Consider the following 19793-nt stretch of genomic DNA (forward strand, 5'->3'; position numbering starts at 1 on the left):
AACAGTTCTTTTCATGGACGAAAGCACTGCCTGCTATTCCTGAGGAGTTTCTTCTTCAGTGCCCTGTTCTTCTTCCGAAGAAGAATTTTCCGCTAACTCTTCCGCTTCTCTCTCGGCCTGTAACTCATCCAGTATACGAATCGTATCCATCGAATCTTTCACAGCAGTGTCCAGCACAAATTTGATCACAGGAGTATATTTGGTTTGAATGCGATCTGCGATTTTGGATTGGAGAAACCCTTTTGCAGATTCCAGACCATGCATACAAAGTGCTTTTGTCTTTTCATCTCCCATGATCGAAATATAAATCTTGGCTGACTGCACATCCGGTGCAACATCAACATGCAGGACTGTCACATCACGGATCCGGGGATCGCGTAAATGCAGCAGAATCGTTGTACTTACTGTTTCTAATATCGCCTGTGCGATTTTTTCTAATCGACGTGATGTCATTCAGTTTCCACCAGCATTCCTGTTTGAATTGAACCCGCTTACGAACTGGACTCGAGAGTTCGTTTCACCTCGTTAATCCGGAATGCTTCCAGCAGGTCTCCTTCTTTAATATCATTGAATCCGGAGAGCAAAATACCGCATTCCATGCCTTCGCGTACTTCCTTGACATCGTCTTTTTCACGTTTCAATGAAGCGATGGGATACTGATTCAGAATCTTCTGATCCCGAATTACGTGCACGCGATCATTTCGATTGATCGTACCGTTCAGTACGCGACAACCGGCAATTTTTCCAAACCGGCTGACTGAGAACGTCTGTAGAACCAGGGCACGTCCGGTCTGCTCCTGAACCAGTTCGGGACGCAACATGCCTTCCAGTGACGCCCGGATATCATCCACCACTTCGTAAATGATGCTGTAACGACGAATTTCAACGTCTTCCTGTGTCGCCAGGTTGAGAGCACGATCTTCCGCAACTACATGGAACGCGATAATAATCGCATTCGAGGCACTCGCCAGATAAACGTCACTTTCGTTGACTCCGCCAATCCCTTCATGCAGGATTTTGACTCGGACTTCCGGATGTTCAAATTTATTGATTTCACTGCGAATGGCTTCGAGAGAGCCTGGCGTATCTGCTTTAAGAATCAGAGGCAGATCCTGAATTGCTCCTTCAATTGCTGATCCCAGAATATCTTCCAGGGTCCGCGGCCCACCACTGTGCCGAGACAGCGTGTCGGCACGACCTTCATGTCGCCGCTCTTCTGCCAGTTCTCTGGCCTGATCGATCGTTTCCACAACCACAAAATGATCGCCGGCACCGGGAACCGAATCCAGACCAGTAACCTTGACGGGCATGGAGGGAGGTGCTTCCTCAATCTGCTGATCCATATCATCGTACATGGCACGAATATAACCATACGATTTACCACAGATAACGGCATCACCAATCCGCAAGGTCCCTTTCTGGACAATCAGCCAGGCGACCGAACCACGACCTTCATCGCGGAAACCTTCCAGACAGGCTCCCACGGCAGGTCGATTTGGATTGGCTTTGAGCTCATGCAGTTCGGCTGTCAGCAACAGAGTCTCCAGCAGGTTATCCAGCCCCATTTCTTTTAAGGCTGAGACGCGGACCACTTCCGTTTCACCACCCCATTCCGAAGGCAGGACATTTTGTGAAGCCAGCTCCTGCAGAACTTTCTGTTCATTGATATCTGGCAAATCAATTTTATTCAGTGCCACGACCATCGGAACACCCGATGCTTTCACATGACTGATACTTTCAGCCGTCTGAGGCATCACTCCGTCATCGGCGGCAACGACCAGTACGACCATATCAGTCACATTCGCTCCCCGAGATCGCATCTCACTGAAAGCCGCGTGACCGGGTGTGTCAACAAAAGTCAGTTTATGGTCGTTATATTCAACCTGATAGGCGGCGATATGCTGCGTGATGCCGCCTGCTTCACCTTCAACCACTTTGACGTTGGATTTTCTCAGCGTATCAACCAGAGTCGTTTTACCATGGTCGACGTGTCCGAGAACTGTAATAATTGGTGGGCGGGTAACCAGATCTTCGGGCGCGTCTTCCTGCTCGACAATATCGTTGACCAACTCCAGTGCGCCTCGTTGCCGTTTGAAGGTTAAATCCACTCCCAGCTCCATCGCGACTGCCAGAGCGACATCTTCTTCGATGATCTGGTTAATGGTGACCATCTCACCAAATTCTTTGAACATGATGGACATGATGGCTTTAGCAGGACGTCCCATTGCTTCCGACAGACTGCGCACCGTCATCGGTACTTCGACTTCTACATCGGTCTTATGGACGACATTGCCGGCATCATGCTTCCGCTTGGAACGGCGGGGACGACGGCCCACGACATCCTGTTGATCTCCGCCACCCTCTCCTGAGAATCCCCGGCGGCCTTCCTTACGCTGCTCACGACGCTGTTTACGCGCCTCGACCAGGCTCAGACTGCCACGACGGGTCTTTGAATCATCATCCTGAGGATCACGATCCTTCTCTTTCTTTTTCTGCTCTGTATGTTGGGCTAGATGCGCAGCCAATGGGCTTTTCTGTTCCAGGATATCCGCAGTCAAACGCACTTCCGGCTTTTGTGCTTTCTCTTCTTTTTTCTTGGGTTTTGGAATCACTGGCTGCTTATAAGCGGGAGGAGCTGCAACGTTCGGCAAAGCAGACTTCGGCTTCGATTTCGGCTGAGGCTTGCCCGAGCGGTTAGATCCAATTGGCTTCATTTCTCGAATATTAGAACCCGAGGCACCTCCTGCTGGAACATAATCATCCCGGGTCATAGCCTGATCAGAGTCTGACTTTACCGTTTCCTCGATTGATTCCTCGGATCGACGCTTAAGTGCCGCCGATCGCCCTTCGGTGACTTCCTCTGTTTCTTCAATGGACTCATCAACCTGAACAGTTGGCGTCTCGTCTTCTGAAACGGGTTCTGCCTCTTCTTGTTCCACCACCACCCCAGATGTACCCTCTTCGGTATAGGACTCTTCATCAGAGGTATTGGATGACTTCTGTGTGGCAGAACGGGATGACTGCGGACGGGCAGTCATCGTCTTTATATTCCGCAACTTTGGTGGTTCCCGTTGAGGTGTCAGAGTCTCGGGAGTTGCTGACTCGGCTGATGAACTATCAGCTGGCTTACCCTTCTGATCCAGATAGGCAATGACAATGTCACGTTGTTCGGGCGTAATGCTGGCCAAAGCGGAGTTTTTCAACTTCACTCCCGCCTTGTTACATTCATCGATCAGCACTTTGCTGTCCATTCCCAACTCTTTTGCAAGAGCAAAAATACGAATCTTCAACAGCCCTTCTCCCGTGAACAAATTTGCAATACGCTTTCAAGCCTGAACAGACTGAAACGACATGCCTGATGAGACGACAGCCTCATCACACTTAATCGAACGAATTATTCCTGTTTCTCAGTAGATTCTTCTGCGGAATTCTCTACATTCACTGGCTCTTCTTCCACCAGCGATTCTTCAGAAACAGTCGTTACGTCTGCCTCTGCAGTATCCTCTGAATCATTTACAACAGCCCCGGTTTCTTCAACCGGTTCATTTTCAACAACAGCCGTTTCCGACGGTTTTTCCTCTGCGGACTCCAGTTCCTCCGCTGCAGCAGACTCATCCTGTTCCACAGGCTCATCCTGAATTGCAGCTTCTTCCTGCTGTGCAGTTTCTTCACCCTGTGCCCCAGCATCTACTGGTGCAGCAGGTTTCTGTGCGCCACTGGCAGGAGAATTTCTCTGAGCGGTCCGCATTGCTTCTTCTTCTGCTTCGACTCGTTCACTTTCCCGATCAGCCACATCAACAATCTGTTCGCACTGTTCGGCGGTCAGACCTCCCAGTTCTGCGAGCTGATCCGGCTCAATGACTGACAGGTCGTAGTAACTGAAGAAGCCCTGAGAAACCAGACTTTCCGCAAGTTCTTCAGAAACCCCGGGAATCGAAGAAAAAGCTTCCACTGTTTTATCCAGTTGCTCATCCAGTTCGGTTTGCGTCATGACTTCAATGTCCCAACCGACCAGCTTGGAAGCCAACCGCACGTTCTGACCTTTGCGGCCAATCGCCAGAGGCAACTGATCGTCCCGAACCAGTACGATCACGCGGCCCAACATGGGGCACAGAATGACATCTTCCACTTCCGCTGGCTGGAGCGAGTTCGGTACCAGGACCTGTAACGAGTCGTTCCAGCGAACAATGTCAATCCGCTCACCAGCCAACTCGTCGACGATATTCTTAATTCGGGCTCCCCGCATCCCGACACAGGCACCGACACAGTCGATACTGCTGTCTATACAGGACACAGCAACTTTTGATCGATAGCCGGCTTCTCGCGCCAGCGAACGCACATCGATAATCCGATCGGCCACTTCCGGGATTTCCAGTTCAAATAACCGGCGTACCATATCAGGATGAGTTCGAGAAAGAATCACCTTGACGCGACTACCCGCTTTACGAACATCCAAAACGACTGCACGTACACGGTCATTCACACGGAAAGACTCGCCAGGGATCTGCTCGCCCCGTGGCAGAATCCCTTCGATTTTCCCCAGATTGATCAGCACTGCACCACCTTCGACACGAGAAACCGTTCCCGAAACCGACTGGTACTGCATTTCCATGTATTCATCGAAGACCGTGTCGCGTTCGGCTTCTCGGATTTTTTGAATCATGACCTGCTTGGCTGTCTGTGCAGCGACACGACCCAGAATTTCGCCCAGGATGTCTTTCCCCAGTTTTTCGCTATCACAAAGAACGGTCGGTTCGCCTGTATCTCGATCAATGTCTACAGAAAGCTCATGGTCATCTCCAAAGTGCCGACGCGCAGCTGACAGGATGGCCTGTTCAATTCCACCAAACACGATCTCTTTATCTATATTTTTATCGCGTTGAATGGCATCAACAATCCGGAGAACTTCCTTACCGTCCATAATTGTGTTTCCTTCATTCGACAGTTGAGATCTTCAACTGACTCGAAAACTACTCAAACAAGACCTGAACTGGTCAAATCTATTTATCTATCGCGGGAACTTAAGCCCCTGCGATACCGCTATTAACAAAAAAAAGCGGGAACATGCCCACTTTATGACTACCCGTACCACCGCAAAACGGTAGTCAGGCGTAGCCGCGATTGGCATTTTTCAATACAACAAACGCGACAATCGGATTGGTGAGCCAAAGCTCGTGTTCCAACCAGCCTACATATTTGAGGACTCCATTCGAGTTTACGAATGCCGATTCATCACAAAGAAACAAACAGCCAGAGCGGCATGTCACCCCTTGCAAGCACAATGCGTACTGAACACCAGTATGCAAAACAATTGCGCATAAAGCACCACTACAATGAATACTTCACTATCAAGTGAAATTAATCTTCGCGCGTTCAGATGTCAAGCACCGCAGGCAACTATTTCATAACGACTTAACTTCACCGAAATAGATTTACCAAAACAGCAGCAGATACGGAAAACCCGTACAGTTACGCGACGCTATTTCCAACACCTCTCCCAAATCTCAAGCAGATCAAATTCAGCACTTTCTTCCCGATGAGAGCAGATTGATCTCCATCAAAATACAAAAGTTCTATAGTATCATACGCAGAGCCCTGAAATTGGCGACCCCTTTCTTCCAGAGAAAGCTGCGTCAATCGGAAGCTCATTTGCTGCAGCTTTCAGACAGACTGATCCCGGATCAGCTCCCCTGCGATTGCCTGCATCATGTTAAACCCGCTCGAAAGAGCCTAATTTTCTACCCTCAAATATTGAAGGACAACCCTGCAATGTCTCGCATTTTACCAATGCTGGTTCTCTGCCTTGGAATCCCGCTCTCCGCATCTGCACAACCACCTACTGCCACAAACGACCCTTATGCTCAGCAGAAAATCCAGGCTGACCAGGCGCAGCAGCAAGGGGACTACGCAAAATCAATCACCATTACCTCACAAGTCCTGCAACAGAAGCCCGATGATCACGTTGCTTATTATCTGCGGGCCAGTGCCCGTGTCGAAGCAGGTCGTGAGCAAGGCAACGTCCAGTCCATCCGCGAAGGAGTAGGCGATGCCCGCGAGGCGATCCGCTTCAGCCAGAACCAGAATGTCAACTATTACCTGCCCTACCTGTATGGGATGATGAATCTGGCGGTCATGGAAAACAAAAAAAGCCATGCAGAGACTGCACTCGGTGTTGCAAACCAGGTACTGGCCCGCACGACATTGACCCCGGAAGAAAAAGCCAACTTTCATTACCAGCGCGGCATGATTTACCTGCCTTTGAACAAACCACAGGAGGCAGCGCAGGATTTCACGGAAACCATCAAATTGTCACCTGATCACTTTGCAGCACTCCTCGCCCTGCCTGACGCATATGCTCTTGCCGGCAATAATGATATGGCCCTGGCCAGTTTCAACCAGGTAATTCAGAAACAGCCAAATTCTCCCGTGGTCTATAACAACCGGGCGATGTTCTACCAGCAGCAGGGAAAGCTACAGGAAGCCATCAATGACTTCTCCCAGGCAATCCAGATCGATCCGAAGTACCATCACGCCATCACCAACCGTGGCTTTGCCTACCTGGAAGGTGGTAAACCGGATACTGCGGAAGCCGACCTGACACAATCCCTGTCAATTGAGCCCAATCAACCCTTTGTCCTGGGGATGCGGGGAGAAGCCCGACTTCTGCAGGGTAAAATCACGGAAGCGATTGACGACCAGAAAAAAGCAGTTCAAATGGATCCGCAAAACCCGGCCCTGCACTCCGATCTGGGTTTCTCCTATTTCTTTAACCATGACTATCCGGCTGCCCTGACCGAATTCAAACTGGCCGCACAACTGGCTCCGGAACAGATGAAAGTTCTCGATCCATGGATCTATCTGGCATTGACTCAGAGTAACCAGAAATCAGCCGCTGATGCCAGGTTCCAGTCAGTCATCGCTAAAAAACCGGACACTCGCGACTCCATCGACAACCTGCTTCTATTTTTGATGGGAACCATCTCAAACACTGAACTGCTCGATTCCATCGACCAGAAAGATGTGGAACGAGCGAAAGCTCAAATCTGTGAAGCCTATTACTTCATCGGACAGAAAGCACTTCTGGCCGGTGACACTGCAACCGCCTCCCAGAACTTCCAGGCCTCGTTGAACACAAAAATGACGGGCCTGTCCGCATACCGCGGCGCTCAATATGCCCTGAAGAAATTTTAGACTGTGTCCCGTTTTACTGTAGCGTTCCCAGGGCTGCTTGACCCAGACATACTGCATTGAGGGACGCTATGGCTAAATGTAATGCGCTCTAGTTTCTAATGTGGAAACAACAAAAGCCCTGTAAAGATCGGTGATCCTTACAGGGCTTTTTTATGATCACCATGATGGTTAACTCAAATGCCACAAACCACAGAGGCACTGGCCTGACCAAAAGTGGTAGTGCTGATCTTTAGAAACAGCTTGTTATCTGTCGCCAGAGGCTCATTCCGAACCACATTTAACGGGCAATCCGGATCAGGGGTTTCATAATTCAAGGTCGCAGGAATGAAGCCCTGCTTTAAGCCCACCAGAGAACCGCTGACTTCCACGATCCCACAGGCAGAACCAGAATTACCAAAATAACTCTTCAATGCAGTCACAGGAACTTCACTGGCTTTGTCACCAAAAACATCCTGGATCGCGAGATATTCCTGGACATCAATTACCTGCTCTCCCAGTCCATGAGCGTTAATATGACCGATATCCCCCACTTCCACATCAGCCCTTTTCAACGCCAGTCTGATGGCATTGGCAATCGCTGCTTTTGTATCCACCGATCCATCCCGTTTTACAACGCAGGAAGCCCCTGTGCCCAGAACTTCACCCCAGATCTTTGCACCTCGCTGTTCAGCGTGTGACTTTTCTTCCAGCAACAGCGAACAGGCTGCCTCGCCCAGAATCTGCCCGGTGCGCGCCTTGTCAAATGGACGTGAACGTTTCTCAAATTCGGCAGGGGAATCTGCCAGCTGATCCCAGAATTTTGCATGAATGGATTTCACTTCATGCACCCGGGTTCCGGTCACACCCGCGACCATGACATCTGCCCAGCCTCGCTCAATGACTCGCTGGGCTTCACCTAGCACCAGGTTTCCGGACGCTTCCGCCTGGGTAATCGAGTTATTTGGACCTCGAGCGTCAATGATGATACCAATATGACAGGCAGGCATGTTGGGCAGGTATTTAAGCAGCCACAATGGCTCCATTTTGGCCAGGCCTTCCCCACCCCAGCGTTGATACTGAAATTCATGCCCTTCAGAAGCAGCCATACAGGCCCCTACCAGAACTTCAGGAGGACTGAGCATCAGATTAGCACCGAATTCGATGCCAAAACGCTCACTGTCGACGGCTGAGAGATCCAGAGCCGAATCAACCATGGCCAGATTCGCAGAAGCGACTCCCAGCTGGATCTCACGGCACATGACCTTGAGACTCTTCCGCTGCTGTTTCAGATACTCTTTTTTTATTGTGGTTGCATTGAAGTCGGAAATTTCCGCAACGCAGGTATCAGGGGCTGCCAGATGAGCAAAGAGTTCGGATTTTTTGACTCCTGATTTCCCGGTCATCAGGCTGTCTTGAAATGCTTGTACTCCGATTCCGATCGGGCTGAGAATCCCCATCCCGGTAATCAGAATTCGCCGCTTTGATTCTGTATTCATTTGAATCTCTTAAGAAAGTCCCGCTTATCAACTACGCCAGCTGCACTCGAATAATGTATCTTCATCGTAGAACATAATTCTTCCCAGACAAGAGCTTTGCCTGTTTCAATCGGAAAATCTGCTGAGGCAGTTAACCATGTTCAGAAAAGAAGAGTTTGAGGGATCACGACACCTGATCAGCCTGCCGACCGACCCTAAAACAACGCCCCCACACAGACATACACCACTTTGACCCAGTAAAGCAGCTGTAACAAGGGATAGCTAAGACAATCATGCGCCGATTTTCAACCCTGAAGCGACAATCAGATCAGGAATTATTCGGGAAAACTCTAACCCCTTACAAGTAAACCCAAAAAGAGAGCAGGAATGCGTGCAGTAAGCCAGAAGACAGCGACAGGCGCCCTAAGGCGCCTTCTGCAGAACCAGACAGGCATTATGTCCGCCGAACCCGAAGCTGTTCTTCATCACCCTGTTCAGCTTCATTTCACGTGGCTCGTTGGGAATGTAATCGAGATTACAATTTTCGTCCGGATTATCGAGATTGATGGTTGGCGGTGCCACCTGTTCCTGCAACGCTTTCACACCGACTACAAACTCGACACCCCCTGATGCTCCCAGTAGATGCCCCAAATGCCCTTTCGTACTGGAGACCGGCATCTGCTTCACATGTGAATGAAACACGGAATTGATGGCAGCGGTCTCCGCCACATCTCCCAGAGGTGTACTGGTTCCATGTGTGTTAATATAGTCGATATCTTCCGGATTCAAACCCGCATCTTTAATCGCATGCAGCATGGCGCGGGCCGCACCCCGTCCTTCAGGATCAGGAGCTGTCATATGTGTCCCATCTGCAGACATACCATAACCGACGATTTCCGCGAGAATCGGAACCCCCCGCTTTTTAGCATGTTCGTACTCCTCAAGCACGATGATACCGGCCCCTTCTGCCATGACAAATCCATCTCGATCACGATCGAAGGGACGACTGGCTGACTGAGGATCATCGTTGCGTGTCGACAGTGCATTCATCCGGGCAAAACCAGACAACCCCATCGGAGTCACCGCAGCTTCACTCCCGCCTGTGATCATTATGTCTGCAACATCATGCTGAATCAGCTTGAACGCATCCCCGATCGCATTGGTGGCGGAAGCACAAGCAGTCGCCACAGCGCTGTTCGGTCCTTTTAATTCGTAAGTGACCGATATATTCCCACTGGCAGCATTGACCATCAGCTTGGGAATCATAAAGGGAGAAACACGTGCTGGCCCCTGGTTGTAAAGTCGATCATGCTGACTTTCGATTTCATTCAGACCGCCAATACCACTACCGACCAGAACTCCTCTGCGATAGGGATCACCGTCAAAATCTTCGAGCTGAGCCTGGCGATAAGCAATATGCGCCCCTACCAGACCGAACTGCACAAACCGGTCAACACGCTTCAGATCTTTCGCTGAGATATTCGTATATTCGCTGGCATTGAAATCCTTGATCTCACCACCAAAACGAACTTTGTAGTCTGAACAGTCAAAGCGTTCCAGCGGACCAACACCACTCTTACCAGCGCATAACTTGTCCCAGAACTCTGAGACATCTAAACCCAGAGCCGTTACAACAGATACTCCGGTAACGACAACTCTCCTGCGCATTCGTGAGCACTTCCTACAATGAAAAGACAGGACCAGATAGTTTCAAAACAAAGGACAGCTCAGCTGACTGGAATCGAACCGGGTTCAGCTTGCCTTTTCAGTGATGTAGCCAACTACATCGCCGACAGTTTTGATTTTGTCATAGTCGTCATCAGGAATGGTCACATCAAACTCGTCTTCGAATTCCATTACGAGTTCTACAATGTCCAGAGAATCGGCCTTGAGGTCGTCGATAAATTTGCTGTCCAGCGTAATATCTTCCTTAGGGTGGCCTAATTGCTCGCTAACGATACCAACCACTTTTTCTTCAATTGACACTCTTCTTCTCCTTCACCGTCTTAGTGATTTTTTTAACTTCAGGATGGCTGGAAACATTATTACCAGACCGACTTGGATGGATTCGCCAACAGATGTAGCGATGATATATCCACTTTCCCGATTTATGTAAACCTTAAAATGAGACAAGAATTATGAGTCTTGTCTACTTCACCAAAGTTCTCTCATAATTTGATCGGGCTGACTTTACCAGTCTGAGAACCCATGATTTTGGGTTCTACAGAATTTTCTTCAGAGTTCCCGCGTAAGTTGTTGTAGCACAAATTGATAGACCAGATCAAGCTCTGAATTACCAGCAAAAATGTACCTCGCGACACCACTGTCCTTATGCACGCTTTAATAAATACACACCGATTACTGCTGCGAACCCCCTATGAATCGTTAACCGTTTCACAGGAAATTTTTCGATCGACGCGTTTCATCAAACCTTTCAGAACTTTACCAGGACCGATTTCATAAAACTCATCAAAACCTGACGCCAGCATCGTCCGCAGGGAATCCTCCCAGAGCACCGGACTGATCACCTGGCGTACCAGTAAATCGCGAATCTCATCGGGTTCTTCGTGAATTTCCGCATCAACATTAGAAATTACGGGAATTTCCGGCTTCTTCAGACCAACTCCCGCCAACGCTTCTGACAGACGACTGTCAGCCGGCTTCATGATTTCCGTGTGAAACGCTCCTGCGACGGCCAGAGGAATCGCTCGCCCCCCCTCCTGCTCAGCCAGTTCCGCCGCCAGTTCACAGGCACTGTTTTCACCGGACAGAACGATATTTCCAGGGCAGAGATAATTGGCAATCCAGATTTTACCAGCAGAGGATGCAGACTGACAGATCTCGGAGACTTTTTCCCGATCCAGCAGCAGAACACTGACCATTCCCGAAGGATTGGCATCGGCGGCGGCCTGCATTGCTTCGCCACGACGTTGCACCACACGCAGCCCGTCCTCAAAGCTCATCGCGCCCGCAAAAACCAAAGCAGTATACTCTCCCAGGCTCAAACCAGCTGCCATCTCACAAGCCAGAACCTTATCAGGTGAATCTGCACGCAACATCTCTAAAGCGGCCAGACTGGTCACAAACAAAGCGGGTTGACTGATGACGGTCGAATCCAGTTCTTCACTGGGACCTTCAAAGCAGAGCTTTGCCAGATCGTATTCCAGAATTTCCGATGCGCGATGATACAGTTCCCGGGCTGCCGGATATTTTTCGGCGATCGTTTTACCCATCCCGACATGCTGAGCACCCTGTCCGGGAAATAAAAAAGCGATTCTGCTCACGAGTCGATCCCTCTATTTTTGGAATTGCACTGCTAGTTATAAGATGCCGACTCAGGCGACAGGCTTCTGCGCCAGATGTTCGGCGATCTGCGAATTGATGCCACGGTTCTTGAACATGGCACTTCCCTTCAATGCGTTTGCGATCGAGTGAGCATCACTGGAACCATGACAGATAATACAAATGCCGTCGATCCCGAGTAATGGTGCACCGCCGGTTTCATGGTAATGGAACCGCTTGCCCATTTCCTGAAAGGCCAGCTTAGCCTTATCCCGCTCCGCATCCAGGCTGCCGATGATCTGCCGGGAAGCTTCCTTCATCAGAAAATCAGCCATCCCCTCACTGACCTTTAACACCACATTGCCGACAAAACCTTCACAGATCAATACGTCAGCTTCCCCCTGATAGAGCCCGCGACCTTCAACATTGCCGACAAAGCTGTCTTTCAGTAGCCCTTCATTAAGCAGGCGGTAGGTGTCGCGATAGAGATCATTCCCCTTCACGTCTTCACTCCCGATATTGATCAGACCAATCTTGGGAGACTCAACCCGCAGTACTTCGCGAGCATAGATTTCACCCATCACTGCGTACTGATAGAGATGAGAAGGCCGTGCAGAAGGATTGGCACCGACATCCATCAGCACGGCATGGCCGGCACTGGTGGGTAATGTCACTGCAATCCCGGGACGTTTGACACTTTTCAGGAACAGGCGGGTTTTCAGACCAGAAGCGACAACCGCACCGGTATTCCCGGCACTGACAACCGCATCTACCTCACGGGCCGCCATCAGTTTCCAGCAGACAGAAATCGAGCTGTCCGGTTTCTGACGCATGGCATCAGTCGGTTTTTCCTCCATCCCCACAACCTGACTGGCATGGACAATCGAAAGACGATCGCCATTATAGCCCGATGCTTCTACCTGAGCTTCAAGCAGGTCACGGGGACCAACCAGAACGACATTGAGTGCAGGGTCCGCCTGCAATGCAACGATTGCTCCTGTTATGTTCGGTTCGGGGGCATAATCTCCCCCCATTGCATCCAGTGCAATCCGCATTGACCACTAGTCCTCAGTATCAACGATGGTTCGCCCCTGATAGAAACCACAACTAGGGCAAATGGCATGAGAAGGGGACGCGGTACCACATTGTGGGCAATAGGTGGGCTTACTTGCCTTAACACCATTATGACTGCGTCTCTTACGAGAATTGGATTTTGACATCCGTCTTTTAGGAACTGCCATGAAAAAGACCGCCTTTAAACACCTGACTTATCTTAAACTAAACGTAATACGTAACTTAACACTTTTTTTAGACCCTGTAAGCGCACGGAGATCTCTCATACCAGCTTTTCTGACAGGAATCGAACATACTATGCAATTTTCAAAACAACTGTCAAGCTACAGGGCCTACATCAGACGATATCAAAAATGATATTTCCATATTGATTCGCGTAATCAAAACATCGGTACACACATTAATCCCTATGGGATCCCAGGAAAACGAGTAAAGCAATGACGGATCATCGCCTCAAACCACCTGCATCACGAACCTTTCAGATCATTCTGACAGTCGCCACGCTCATTCTGCTCCTGCAGAATCATGTCTCGGCTGCGCCACAACAGATGACTCCGCAAGAACTTCAGTCATTTGGCAAGCAGATTCAGGACACTGCCACTGCTCAGGATCCGACAAAATTTCGGGCCCTGTTTGACTGGAAAACATTCATTAATCGGGTTCTGGCAGAATACGAACAGAATTCCGCCGTCAAACAGGCGATTCAACCCGTTCGCCAGCAGCTTGAAGCCGCCTACACAGCTGAAAACCAGGGCATTGACTCGGAAATTCTAGCAGAAGTCGCCAACGGAGCGGACTATCGCTTCCTCGCCATGCGAAAGGAAGATGACCAGTATAAAGTTATTTTCCGCTTTCTCAGACCCGACTGGACGCTCAATTACCAGGCCCTGATTATTGAAAAGCAGGATTCCGGAGAACTGAAAATCATCGACATCGACAGCTTCTCTACAGGAGAACTGATCTCTCAGTCACTGCAGCGACTGTACCTGCCTGAACTGTATAAAGCGCATGGAGCGAATCAGGATAAACTGACTCCCGATGAAAAAACACGGATTCTGGATCAGAAAAAACGCTATGACTTTTTGACTTCCACAGATGAAAAATCAGATCCATTCCAAGCATATACACAACTTCCGACTCAATACAAAAGCGACAAAACCGTCCTGCTCTTTCTGGCACAAGACTCGATTGCAAAAGAAGACAGCAAAAAATACCAGCAGGTATTAAACGTTTATCGCAAGTATCATCCTCAGGATTCCGCTGCGGAACTTCTGAGTATCGATTATTTCAGCATGGAAAAACAATATCCCCAGGCAATCGACAGCCTGGAGCGTCTGTCCGCTTCACTGAAAACGGTGGACCCTTATCTGTACTCCCTGCGGGCCGGCATCCTGATCGAAATGGGTGACATCAATCTGGCTGGAAAGTATGCAGGCAAAGCATCTGAAATCGAACCGGATCTGTTGCAACCTTACCTGCATCTGCTCAATATTTCCGTAATGCAAAGCAACTTCGACGAAACCATCAGGCACCTGGAAACTCTTGAAACCAAATTCGGATTTGCCTACGAAGACCTGGATCTCAGCGAGTTGGAAAACATCGACAAATTCACCGCCTCACCTCAATTCAAAAAATGGCAGTCTGAAAGGCTGCCTCCCAAAGCAAAATAACAGACAAGCCTGGAACGCATCACATTTAACCATAGCGTCTCTCAATCTAGCATACTCGGTCCAAATGGCCCTGGAGACGCTACGGTAAAACTGGACACAGTCTAGCGGGCTGTGGTCTGTTTCAATGCAGGTAAGACCCCACAGCGTTTCAGCGCCAGCAATGGATAAAAAGTCCCACTGTAGGTAATAAAATGCCAACGATCCGTATTCAGGGAGCGTGTCCACCAGCGACCCGATTCACGCTGATGGGTCAACAGCCACTCGACTCCTTTTTGAATCTGAGGATCATTGGCAGGCACGCCACTTTCGAGCAAAACGAGTATCGTCAGACCGGTCTGATGACCATCACTCGAAAGGTTTTTCCAGCCACCTGCCTTTTGATCGTATTCCGGCTCTGATCGCAGCTTTTCCGCCCGATTCCCCCGCCCCCAGGCTGCGGGAGAAGCAAAAGTCCGAATCGACCAGCCACCATCAGGCAACTGATGCTCGCGAATCATCTTGATCAGAGTCTGCTTTTTCTCCGCATTGATCAGATCCGGATACGAGGCCGCTGTCCACAACAAAAGCAACCTGCCATAATCATGTGCCGGCTCTGTCTTCTGCAGATAAGAAATCAATCGTTCCACACTCGTGTGTAGTTTTGGATCCTGCAGGTTTTCCCGCCACCCGGGCGCTGCCGCAATCGCCTGGGCTGCGACCGTCGCCCCCTGATAACTGCTTGACTCAAACGGTGGCCAGCAGTCGGTATTCCCCCAACTCCCGTCTTTCGACTGCACACTCAACATGAACTGTAACGCCTCGTCGGTCTCCGGCGACAGCTTTCTGCTCACATGCTGATCCCATTCCGCCAGCCCGGCCGCCACATACGCAATCTGTGTCGGACGAATTCCACTTAACTGTTTCTCCCGATCCATGGCTTTCAGCTTTCGCAACTCAGCGATAAAGAAGTCGCGTTTCTCTTTCCCGGGGACCCCCAGCTCCGGAGTCAGTTCCGGCCGCGACAAGAGATACATCCCGTTCGTGTGACAGCTCACACATTTCCGCTGTGTGGACCACGCATCGCTGCCCTGCTCCAGATAATGCTCAGCCTGTTGCAGTGAAAATTCCTTACGGACTGGTTCGTCTGCATACGCTTCAGGGACCTGGATCTCATCCGTTTGATATTGGAACTTTTTTGCTTTTTCAGGTTTGAGCGGAAGGGTTGCCGCTGAGTTCGAGGTCTGTGCAATCGCCTGCAGACTCCAGAAACTGATCACTAAAATAATGCAGTTCACTCTGACCGGATTGATCATGTTGGCTCCTTCAATCAATGATTCAATGATTTAACAAAATCCTGCTGACAAAAGCAGGAACCCATCAGCATATGCAAATGGGTTCAGAACCACCACAAAAAAAACCAGAGTCGCTTTCCTCTGCTCAATGAAGCACCAGATTCGCTGTGGGTAAAAAATAAAAAAACCACCATCATATCTCAATGCTACTTAAACTATAGATTCATAGTACCTTACAACATTGACACTTTGATTCTTATAATTCCACCTTCTCATACTTTCATCTACGTATCTCCATTTATTGCTTTCACTTAGACAGATTCGCCCCCAGTCTTAGTGATGCGTGATTAAGCGTTTCAATCACTTGTCGCGCACTTTTCAAAAATGGCCCACGCATAGTTGAGATACCTGAAACAAGCGATTTTACCAGAATCCCCGCAGTGGTTTTAATTGTCGCCAAAAGAGTAAACCATTCGCACAATCGACTGCTCTAAAGGAAATCTGCCAGATTGCATCTTATTACAGGGACTTGAAACAGGAGAGATGAAAACGGCGAAGTAGTTCCGGAGCATCCCTGCTTCCAGTAAACGAATCCAACCTGTAAACAAACGGCATTCGATTTCAGTCTTAATACTCTCCCACGACCTGCCCGTCATTGCGTACCGCCAGTCGTTGAAAGGTTGAATTGATATCCTGCAGATGAGTCGCGCTGCCAACGCTACCTTTCTTGTAATCAATATTCTCACTCAGAAAATGGACTGACCCATCGCAGAAAACAAAGTGCGCTCCCCCCACATGGTTACTGCTGAAACCACGGACGTCATGTTCTGCACCTGCAATCGCGTTAATGCCGTTATAGGTGAGACCAATCACAGCCATTCCATTTCCTTTACGGGCATAGCTGCTGCTTTGCGTATTATTCGAAGCAGAAAAACCGATGGCATTCGCTCCTCCCACCTTGTTGTTACTTTTGTAAACATACGCACGCTCACCCACCAGAATAGTGTTACTGCTCCCATCAGTAATATCACGAAAACGGATGCTGGAATTGACCCAGAGCAAATGAATCCATCTCCCCGATCAGCATCACAGCACACTCATCACCCTGTTAATAACGAGCGAAATAGCGATCCACACTGGACACAACAGGGAGGTCCGAGTCTAATGATCAGCGCCTGTCAAAATAAAAACCCGCCAATACAGATACTGCAGGGAATCGCTGTGTCTGGTGTATTGATTTGATTCCCGGAGTCAAACGTGACCGTCTCATTCGAACAACAGAATTACTGGCCGATGGCACGGAAAATTCTGTGGGTAATCCTGTTCCTGTTAGCACTCACAGTCTTTGCTCCCGGATACCTCGCCGCGCTACGTCCGGCCGATGGCCAGGTGTTCGACTTTTTCAAAGAGTGGGCCGCCGTCCAGAATCGCCTGTCAGGCATGCCCGTTTACGCTGATCAGGAAGTTTCGTTACTCAAACACCTGAACCTGAAACTGACCAACTCGGACGGATTTTTCGATCGCTATAACACGCATCCTCCCTCGGCCAACCTGATCGCAGTCCCTTTTGCCTGGCTCACCTATCAGGACGCGCAACTTGCCTGGAGCCTGTCATCCCTGGGTATGCTTTTTCTGGCGATCTTCTGGATCGTACAGGCGCTCAAAATCCGGATGACATTCTGGAGTTTCCTCGCCTTACTGACGGTCCTGCTGGCCTGTGATCCGCTGCAACAGTCGCTGATCCAGGGACAACCAAACCTGCTGCTTGCACTGCTGATTGTCGCCGCCTGGAAAACAGGGCGGTCCGGAAATTCTCTGATGGCAGGTGCCTGCCTGGGATTAGCCACGGCAGTCAAAATCTATCCCGCTTATCTGTTCCTCTACTTTCTGATCAGGCGCGACGTTCACGCACTCGCGGGTGGGGCGCTGGCCTTTGGCAGCATTACCCTGCTGACAATCGCCATCTTTGGCAGCGCCTCTTATCACGACTATCTGACAGTGGTGCTGCCTTCCCTGGCCGACATCACCAACAACTGGGGCAACGCATCGCTGCTCGCCTTCTGGGAACGCCTGTTTGATCGGCCTACAGACACGATCAGCCCCGTCGTTGATTCCCCGCTGCTCCTGCGGGGAACGGTCTGGACATCCTGGCTGGCACTGACTGCGCTGGTGGCGGGCGTCATCTGGAAAACCCGCCATGCAAAATTCAGCGATCAAAGCTTTGCCATTACGATTGTCGCCATGTTGCTGATGACTCCTACCACCTGGCATCATTATTTCATCATCCTGCTGGTTCCTATCGGGATATTAGTGGAAGAATACCCTCCCTACTCGGGAAAACGCTGGCTGGTGAATCTGACACTCCTTGCTCTGATAATCAGCCCGCGACTCACCTGGGCCCTGCTGATTCCCGCTCAGAAAACCATAACTTCTGCAACAGCTTCCGCTCCCTGGCAACAGGGAGGCATGGTCGCAATCCCCTGGCAGTCGCTGACGGCACTTTCCTATCAGTGCTTTGCCCTGCTCTTCATGATTACTCTGCTCTGGCCTAATGAATTCCCCGCCCGTCAATCTGCGCAGGATTCAACAACCACCGGAGTCGCTTCCTGAGGTTCCTCTCGTGGAAAAAAACGCTTCAGCTTCAGAAACTGTTTCTCGTAACAATGCCAGCTGATTTCAGACAGTAACAGGATAATCAAGACCGAGGCACAAAACGCGAGAACACTTCGTATTGGACTCGCATCAGTCACATTCCAGTAAGTCAGATACACTTTTCTGACAGGGATCAACACCATCATCTGGAAAATGTAGATCGCGTAACTGCGATTTCCGAAGTAGCGCAATACCGGGTTTTCCAGCAATCGGCTCAAAATGCCTGACTGCGTCGACTTTAATACGACCACTGCGATCAGCAATGCGCTCGCGACAGCAAACAGAGAGTACCCGATGGTCTGACTGGCAGGCCCGTCAATATAAAACCCGTGATCGACTGCGATCACCGTCAGCAAACCAGAACCGACTATAATCAGGCCGGTCAAAGCCCGTCGATCCAGATACGATTCCAGCACAGGATTTCTCAGCCAGACGGCAATCAATGCGCCCGCGCTTAAGGTATCCAGTCGAAACAGCGTGACTGTGTAAACGGTCATCGCATCGACTCCCTGATAACAGGCCACACACCGTGAAATCAGAGACAACAGAAACAGAGATCCGCAAAACACTCCGAGGGAACGATGCCCCAGTAACCAGACAGCAAACGGCCACAGCAGGTAGAACTGTTCTTCAACGGCCAGGGACCAGAACGGTTGCACGACCATGGGAGGTGTACTTCCCCCGAAAACCGGTCCCCAGTTCTGCAGGTAAAGCCAGTACCAGATCTGATCAGGAAACTCAGGATTCTGGAGAAACAGCCACAGGATGACGCCATAGTACAGCGGAAAGATTCGCAGAATCCGCCGCAGATAAAAGTTGCGAAAGTAATGGGGGCTCTCTCGCGTATCCAGCAGGATGCCGGTGATCAGAAATCCGGACAACACAAAAAACAGATCCACGCCACACCAGCAGGACCGGGAGACAATCTCATAGATCTGCCCTGCCGTTCCTGTTCCGGAAACAATGATCAGACCGCTGTGAAAAAAAAGGACCAGCAGGATGGCCACGCCGCGCACCCCATCAAGCGCTGGCACATGCTTCGCAGAGTCAACCGATTTGAGTGGGGGGACGTTCATGGTACAGCGTACATCAGAGGCAGTAGAAAAGTTCAGACGGATTCACCAAAGTTGATTTTCCACCACAGCCCCCTATGGCACAATGCCCGCCTGCCGGAAAGCCAGTCAAGCTGCACGACAGGA

General features: G+C 50.1%; 15 protein-coding genes. 3 read left to right on the forward strand and 12 right to left on the reverse strand.

Annotated features, from left to right (window positions below; all coding sequences use genetic code 11):
* Positions 1-33 precede the first annotated feature (33 nt).
* The 3 genes from rbfA to nusA form a co-directional block, all read right to left on the reverse strand.
* Positions 34-453, reverse strand: coding sequence for a 30S ribosome-binding factor RbfA (gene rbfA / locus Pan161_RS10930; protein WP_145226706.1), 420 nt, complete (start codon positions 451-453; stop codon positions 34-36).
* A gap of 38 nt (positions 454-491) precedes the next feature.
* Entirely contained in the window at positions 492-3290 is a 2799-nt protein-coding gene (gene infB / locus Pan161_RS10935; protein WP_145226707.1) for a translation initiation factor IF-2, read from the reverse strand.
* A gap of 104 nt (positions 3291-3394) precedes the next feature.
* Entirely contained in the window at positions 3395-4921 is a 1527-nt protein-coding gene (gene nusA / locus Pan161_RS10940) for a transcription termination factor NusA (RefSeq protein ID WP_145226709.1), read from the reverse strand.
* An 848-nt stretch (positions 4922-5769) separates the two neighbouring features.
* On the opposite strand from nusA, the gene Pan161_RS10945 reads away from it, so the two are divergent.
* Positions 5770-7191, forward strand: a complete 1422-nt coding sequence (locus Pan161_RS10945) for a tetratricopeptide repeat protein (protein ID WP_145226711.1) — start codon at positions 5770-5772, stop codon at positions 7189-7191.
* A 173-nt stretch (positions 7192-7364) separates the two neighbouring features.
* On the opposite strand, the gene Pan161_RS10950 is transcribed toward Pan161_RS10945, so the two are convergent.
* The 6 genes from Pan161_RS10950 to rpmF form a co-directional block, all read right to left on the reverse strand.
* Positions 7365-8666, reverse strand: a complete 1302-nt coding sequence (locus Pan161_RS10950) for a beta-ketoacyl-[acyl-carrier-protein] synthase family protein (RefSeq protein WP_145226713.1) — start codon at positions 8664-8666, stop codon at positions 7365-7367.
* Positions 8667-9068: 402 nt separating this feature from the next.
* Positions 9069-10313 (reverse strand): beta-ketoacyl-ACP synthase II, encoded by a 1245-nt coding sequence (gene fabF, locus Pan161_RS10955; RefSeq protein ID WP_145226715.1) that lies wholly within the window; start codon positions 10311-10313, stop codon positions 9069-9071.
* Positions 10314-10397: 84 nt separating this feature from the next.
* Positions 10398-10631, reverse strand: coding sequence for an acyl carrier protein (gene acpP, locus Pan161_RS10960; RefSeq protein ID WP_002649181.1), 234 nt, complete (start codon positions 10629-10631; stop codon positions 10398-10400).
* A 389-nt stretch (positions 10632-11020) separates the two neighbouring features.
* Positions 11021-11929 (reverse strand): ACP S-malonyltransferase, encoded by a 909-nt coding sequence (fabD, locus tag Pan161_RS10965; RefSeq protein ID WP_145226717.1) that lies wholly within the window; start codon positions 11927-11929, stop codon positions 11021-11023.
* Positions 11930-11980: 51 nt separating this feature from the next.
* A complete protein-coding gene (gene plsX / locus Pan161_RS10970) occupies positions 11981-12982 on the reverse strand; it encodes a phosphate acyltransferase PlsX (protein WP_145226719.1) in 1002 nt (333 codons plus the stop codon).
* Between the two features lie 6 nt (positions 12983-12988).
* On the reverse strand, positions 12989-13168 hold the full coding sequence (gene rpmF / locus Pan161_RS10975; protein WP_145226721.1) for a 50S ribosomal protein L32: 180 nt from the start codon (positions 13166-13168) through the stop codon (positions 12989-12991).
* 270 nt (positions 13169-13438) lie between these two features.
* Here rpmF and Pan161_RS10980 point away from each other — a divergent pair, with 270 nt between their 5' ends.
* The gene (locus tag Pan161_RS10980; RefSeq protein WP_145226725.1) at positions 13439-14671 is read left to right on the forward strand and encodes a tetratricopeptide repeat protein; all 1233 of its coding nucleotides are present in this window, start codon (positions 13439-13441) and stop codon (positions 14669-14671) included.
* A gap of 101 nt (positions 14672-14772) precedes the next feature.
* Here the strand turns inward: Pan161_RS10980 and Pan161_RS10985 are convergent, their stop codons facing one another.
* Both Pan161_RS10985 and Pan161_RS10990 read right to left on the reverse strand, forming a co-directional pair.
* Positions 14773-15963, reverse strand: a complete 1191-nt coding sequence (locus tag Pan161_RS10985) for a prenyltransferase/squalene oxidase repeat-containing protein (RefSeq protein WP_145226726.1) — start codon at positions 15961-15963, stop codon at positions 14773-14775.
* 606 nt (positions 15964-16569) lie between these two features.
* A complete protein-coding gene (locus tag Pan161_RS10990) occupies positions 16570-17004 on the reverse strand; it encodes a DUF1559 family PulG-like putative transporter (protein ID WP_197995828.1) in 435 nt (144 codons plus the stop codon).
* 195 nt (positions 17005-17199) lie between these two features.
* On the opposite strand from Pan161_RS10990, the gene Pan161_RS10995 reads away from it, so the two are divergent.
* Positions 17200-18552: a glycosyltransferase family 87 protein gene (locus Pan161_RS10995; protein WP_145226730.1), complete on the forward strand. Its 1353-nt coding sequence runs from the start codon at positions 17200-17202 to the stop codon at positions 18550-18552.
* Here the strand turns inward: Pan161_RS10995 and Pan161_RS11000 are convergent.
* A complete protein-coding gene (locus tag Pan161_RS11000) occupies positions 18510-19670 on the reverse strand; it encodes an acyltransferase family protein (RefSeq protein WP_145226732.1) in 1161 nt (386 codons plus the stop codon). The two genes, Pan161_RS10995 and Pan161_RS11000, sit on opposite strands and share 43 nt — an antisense overlap.
* Positions 19671-19793: the final 123 nt, after the last annotated feature.

Source organism: Gimesia algae, assembly GCF_007746795.1.
Taxonomy (GTDB): Bacteria; Planctomycetota; Planctomycetia; order Planctomycetales; family Planctomycetaceae; genus Gimesia; species Gimesia algae.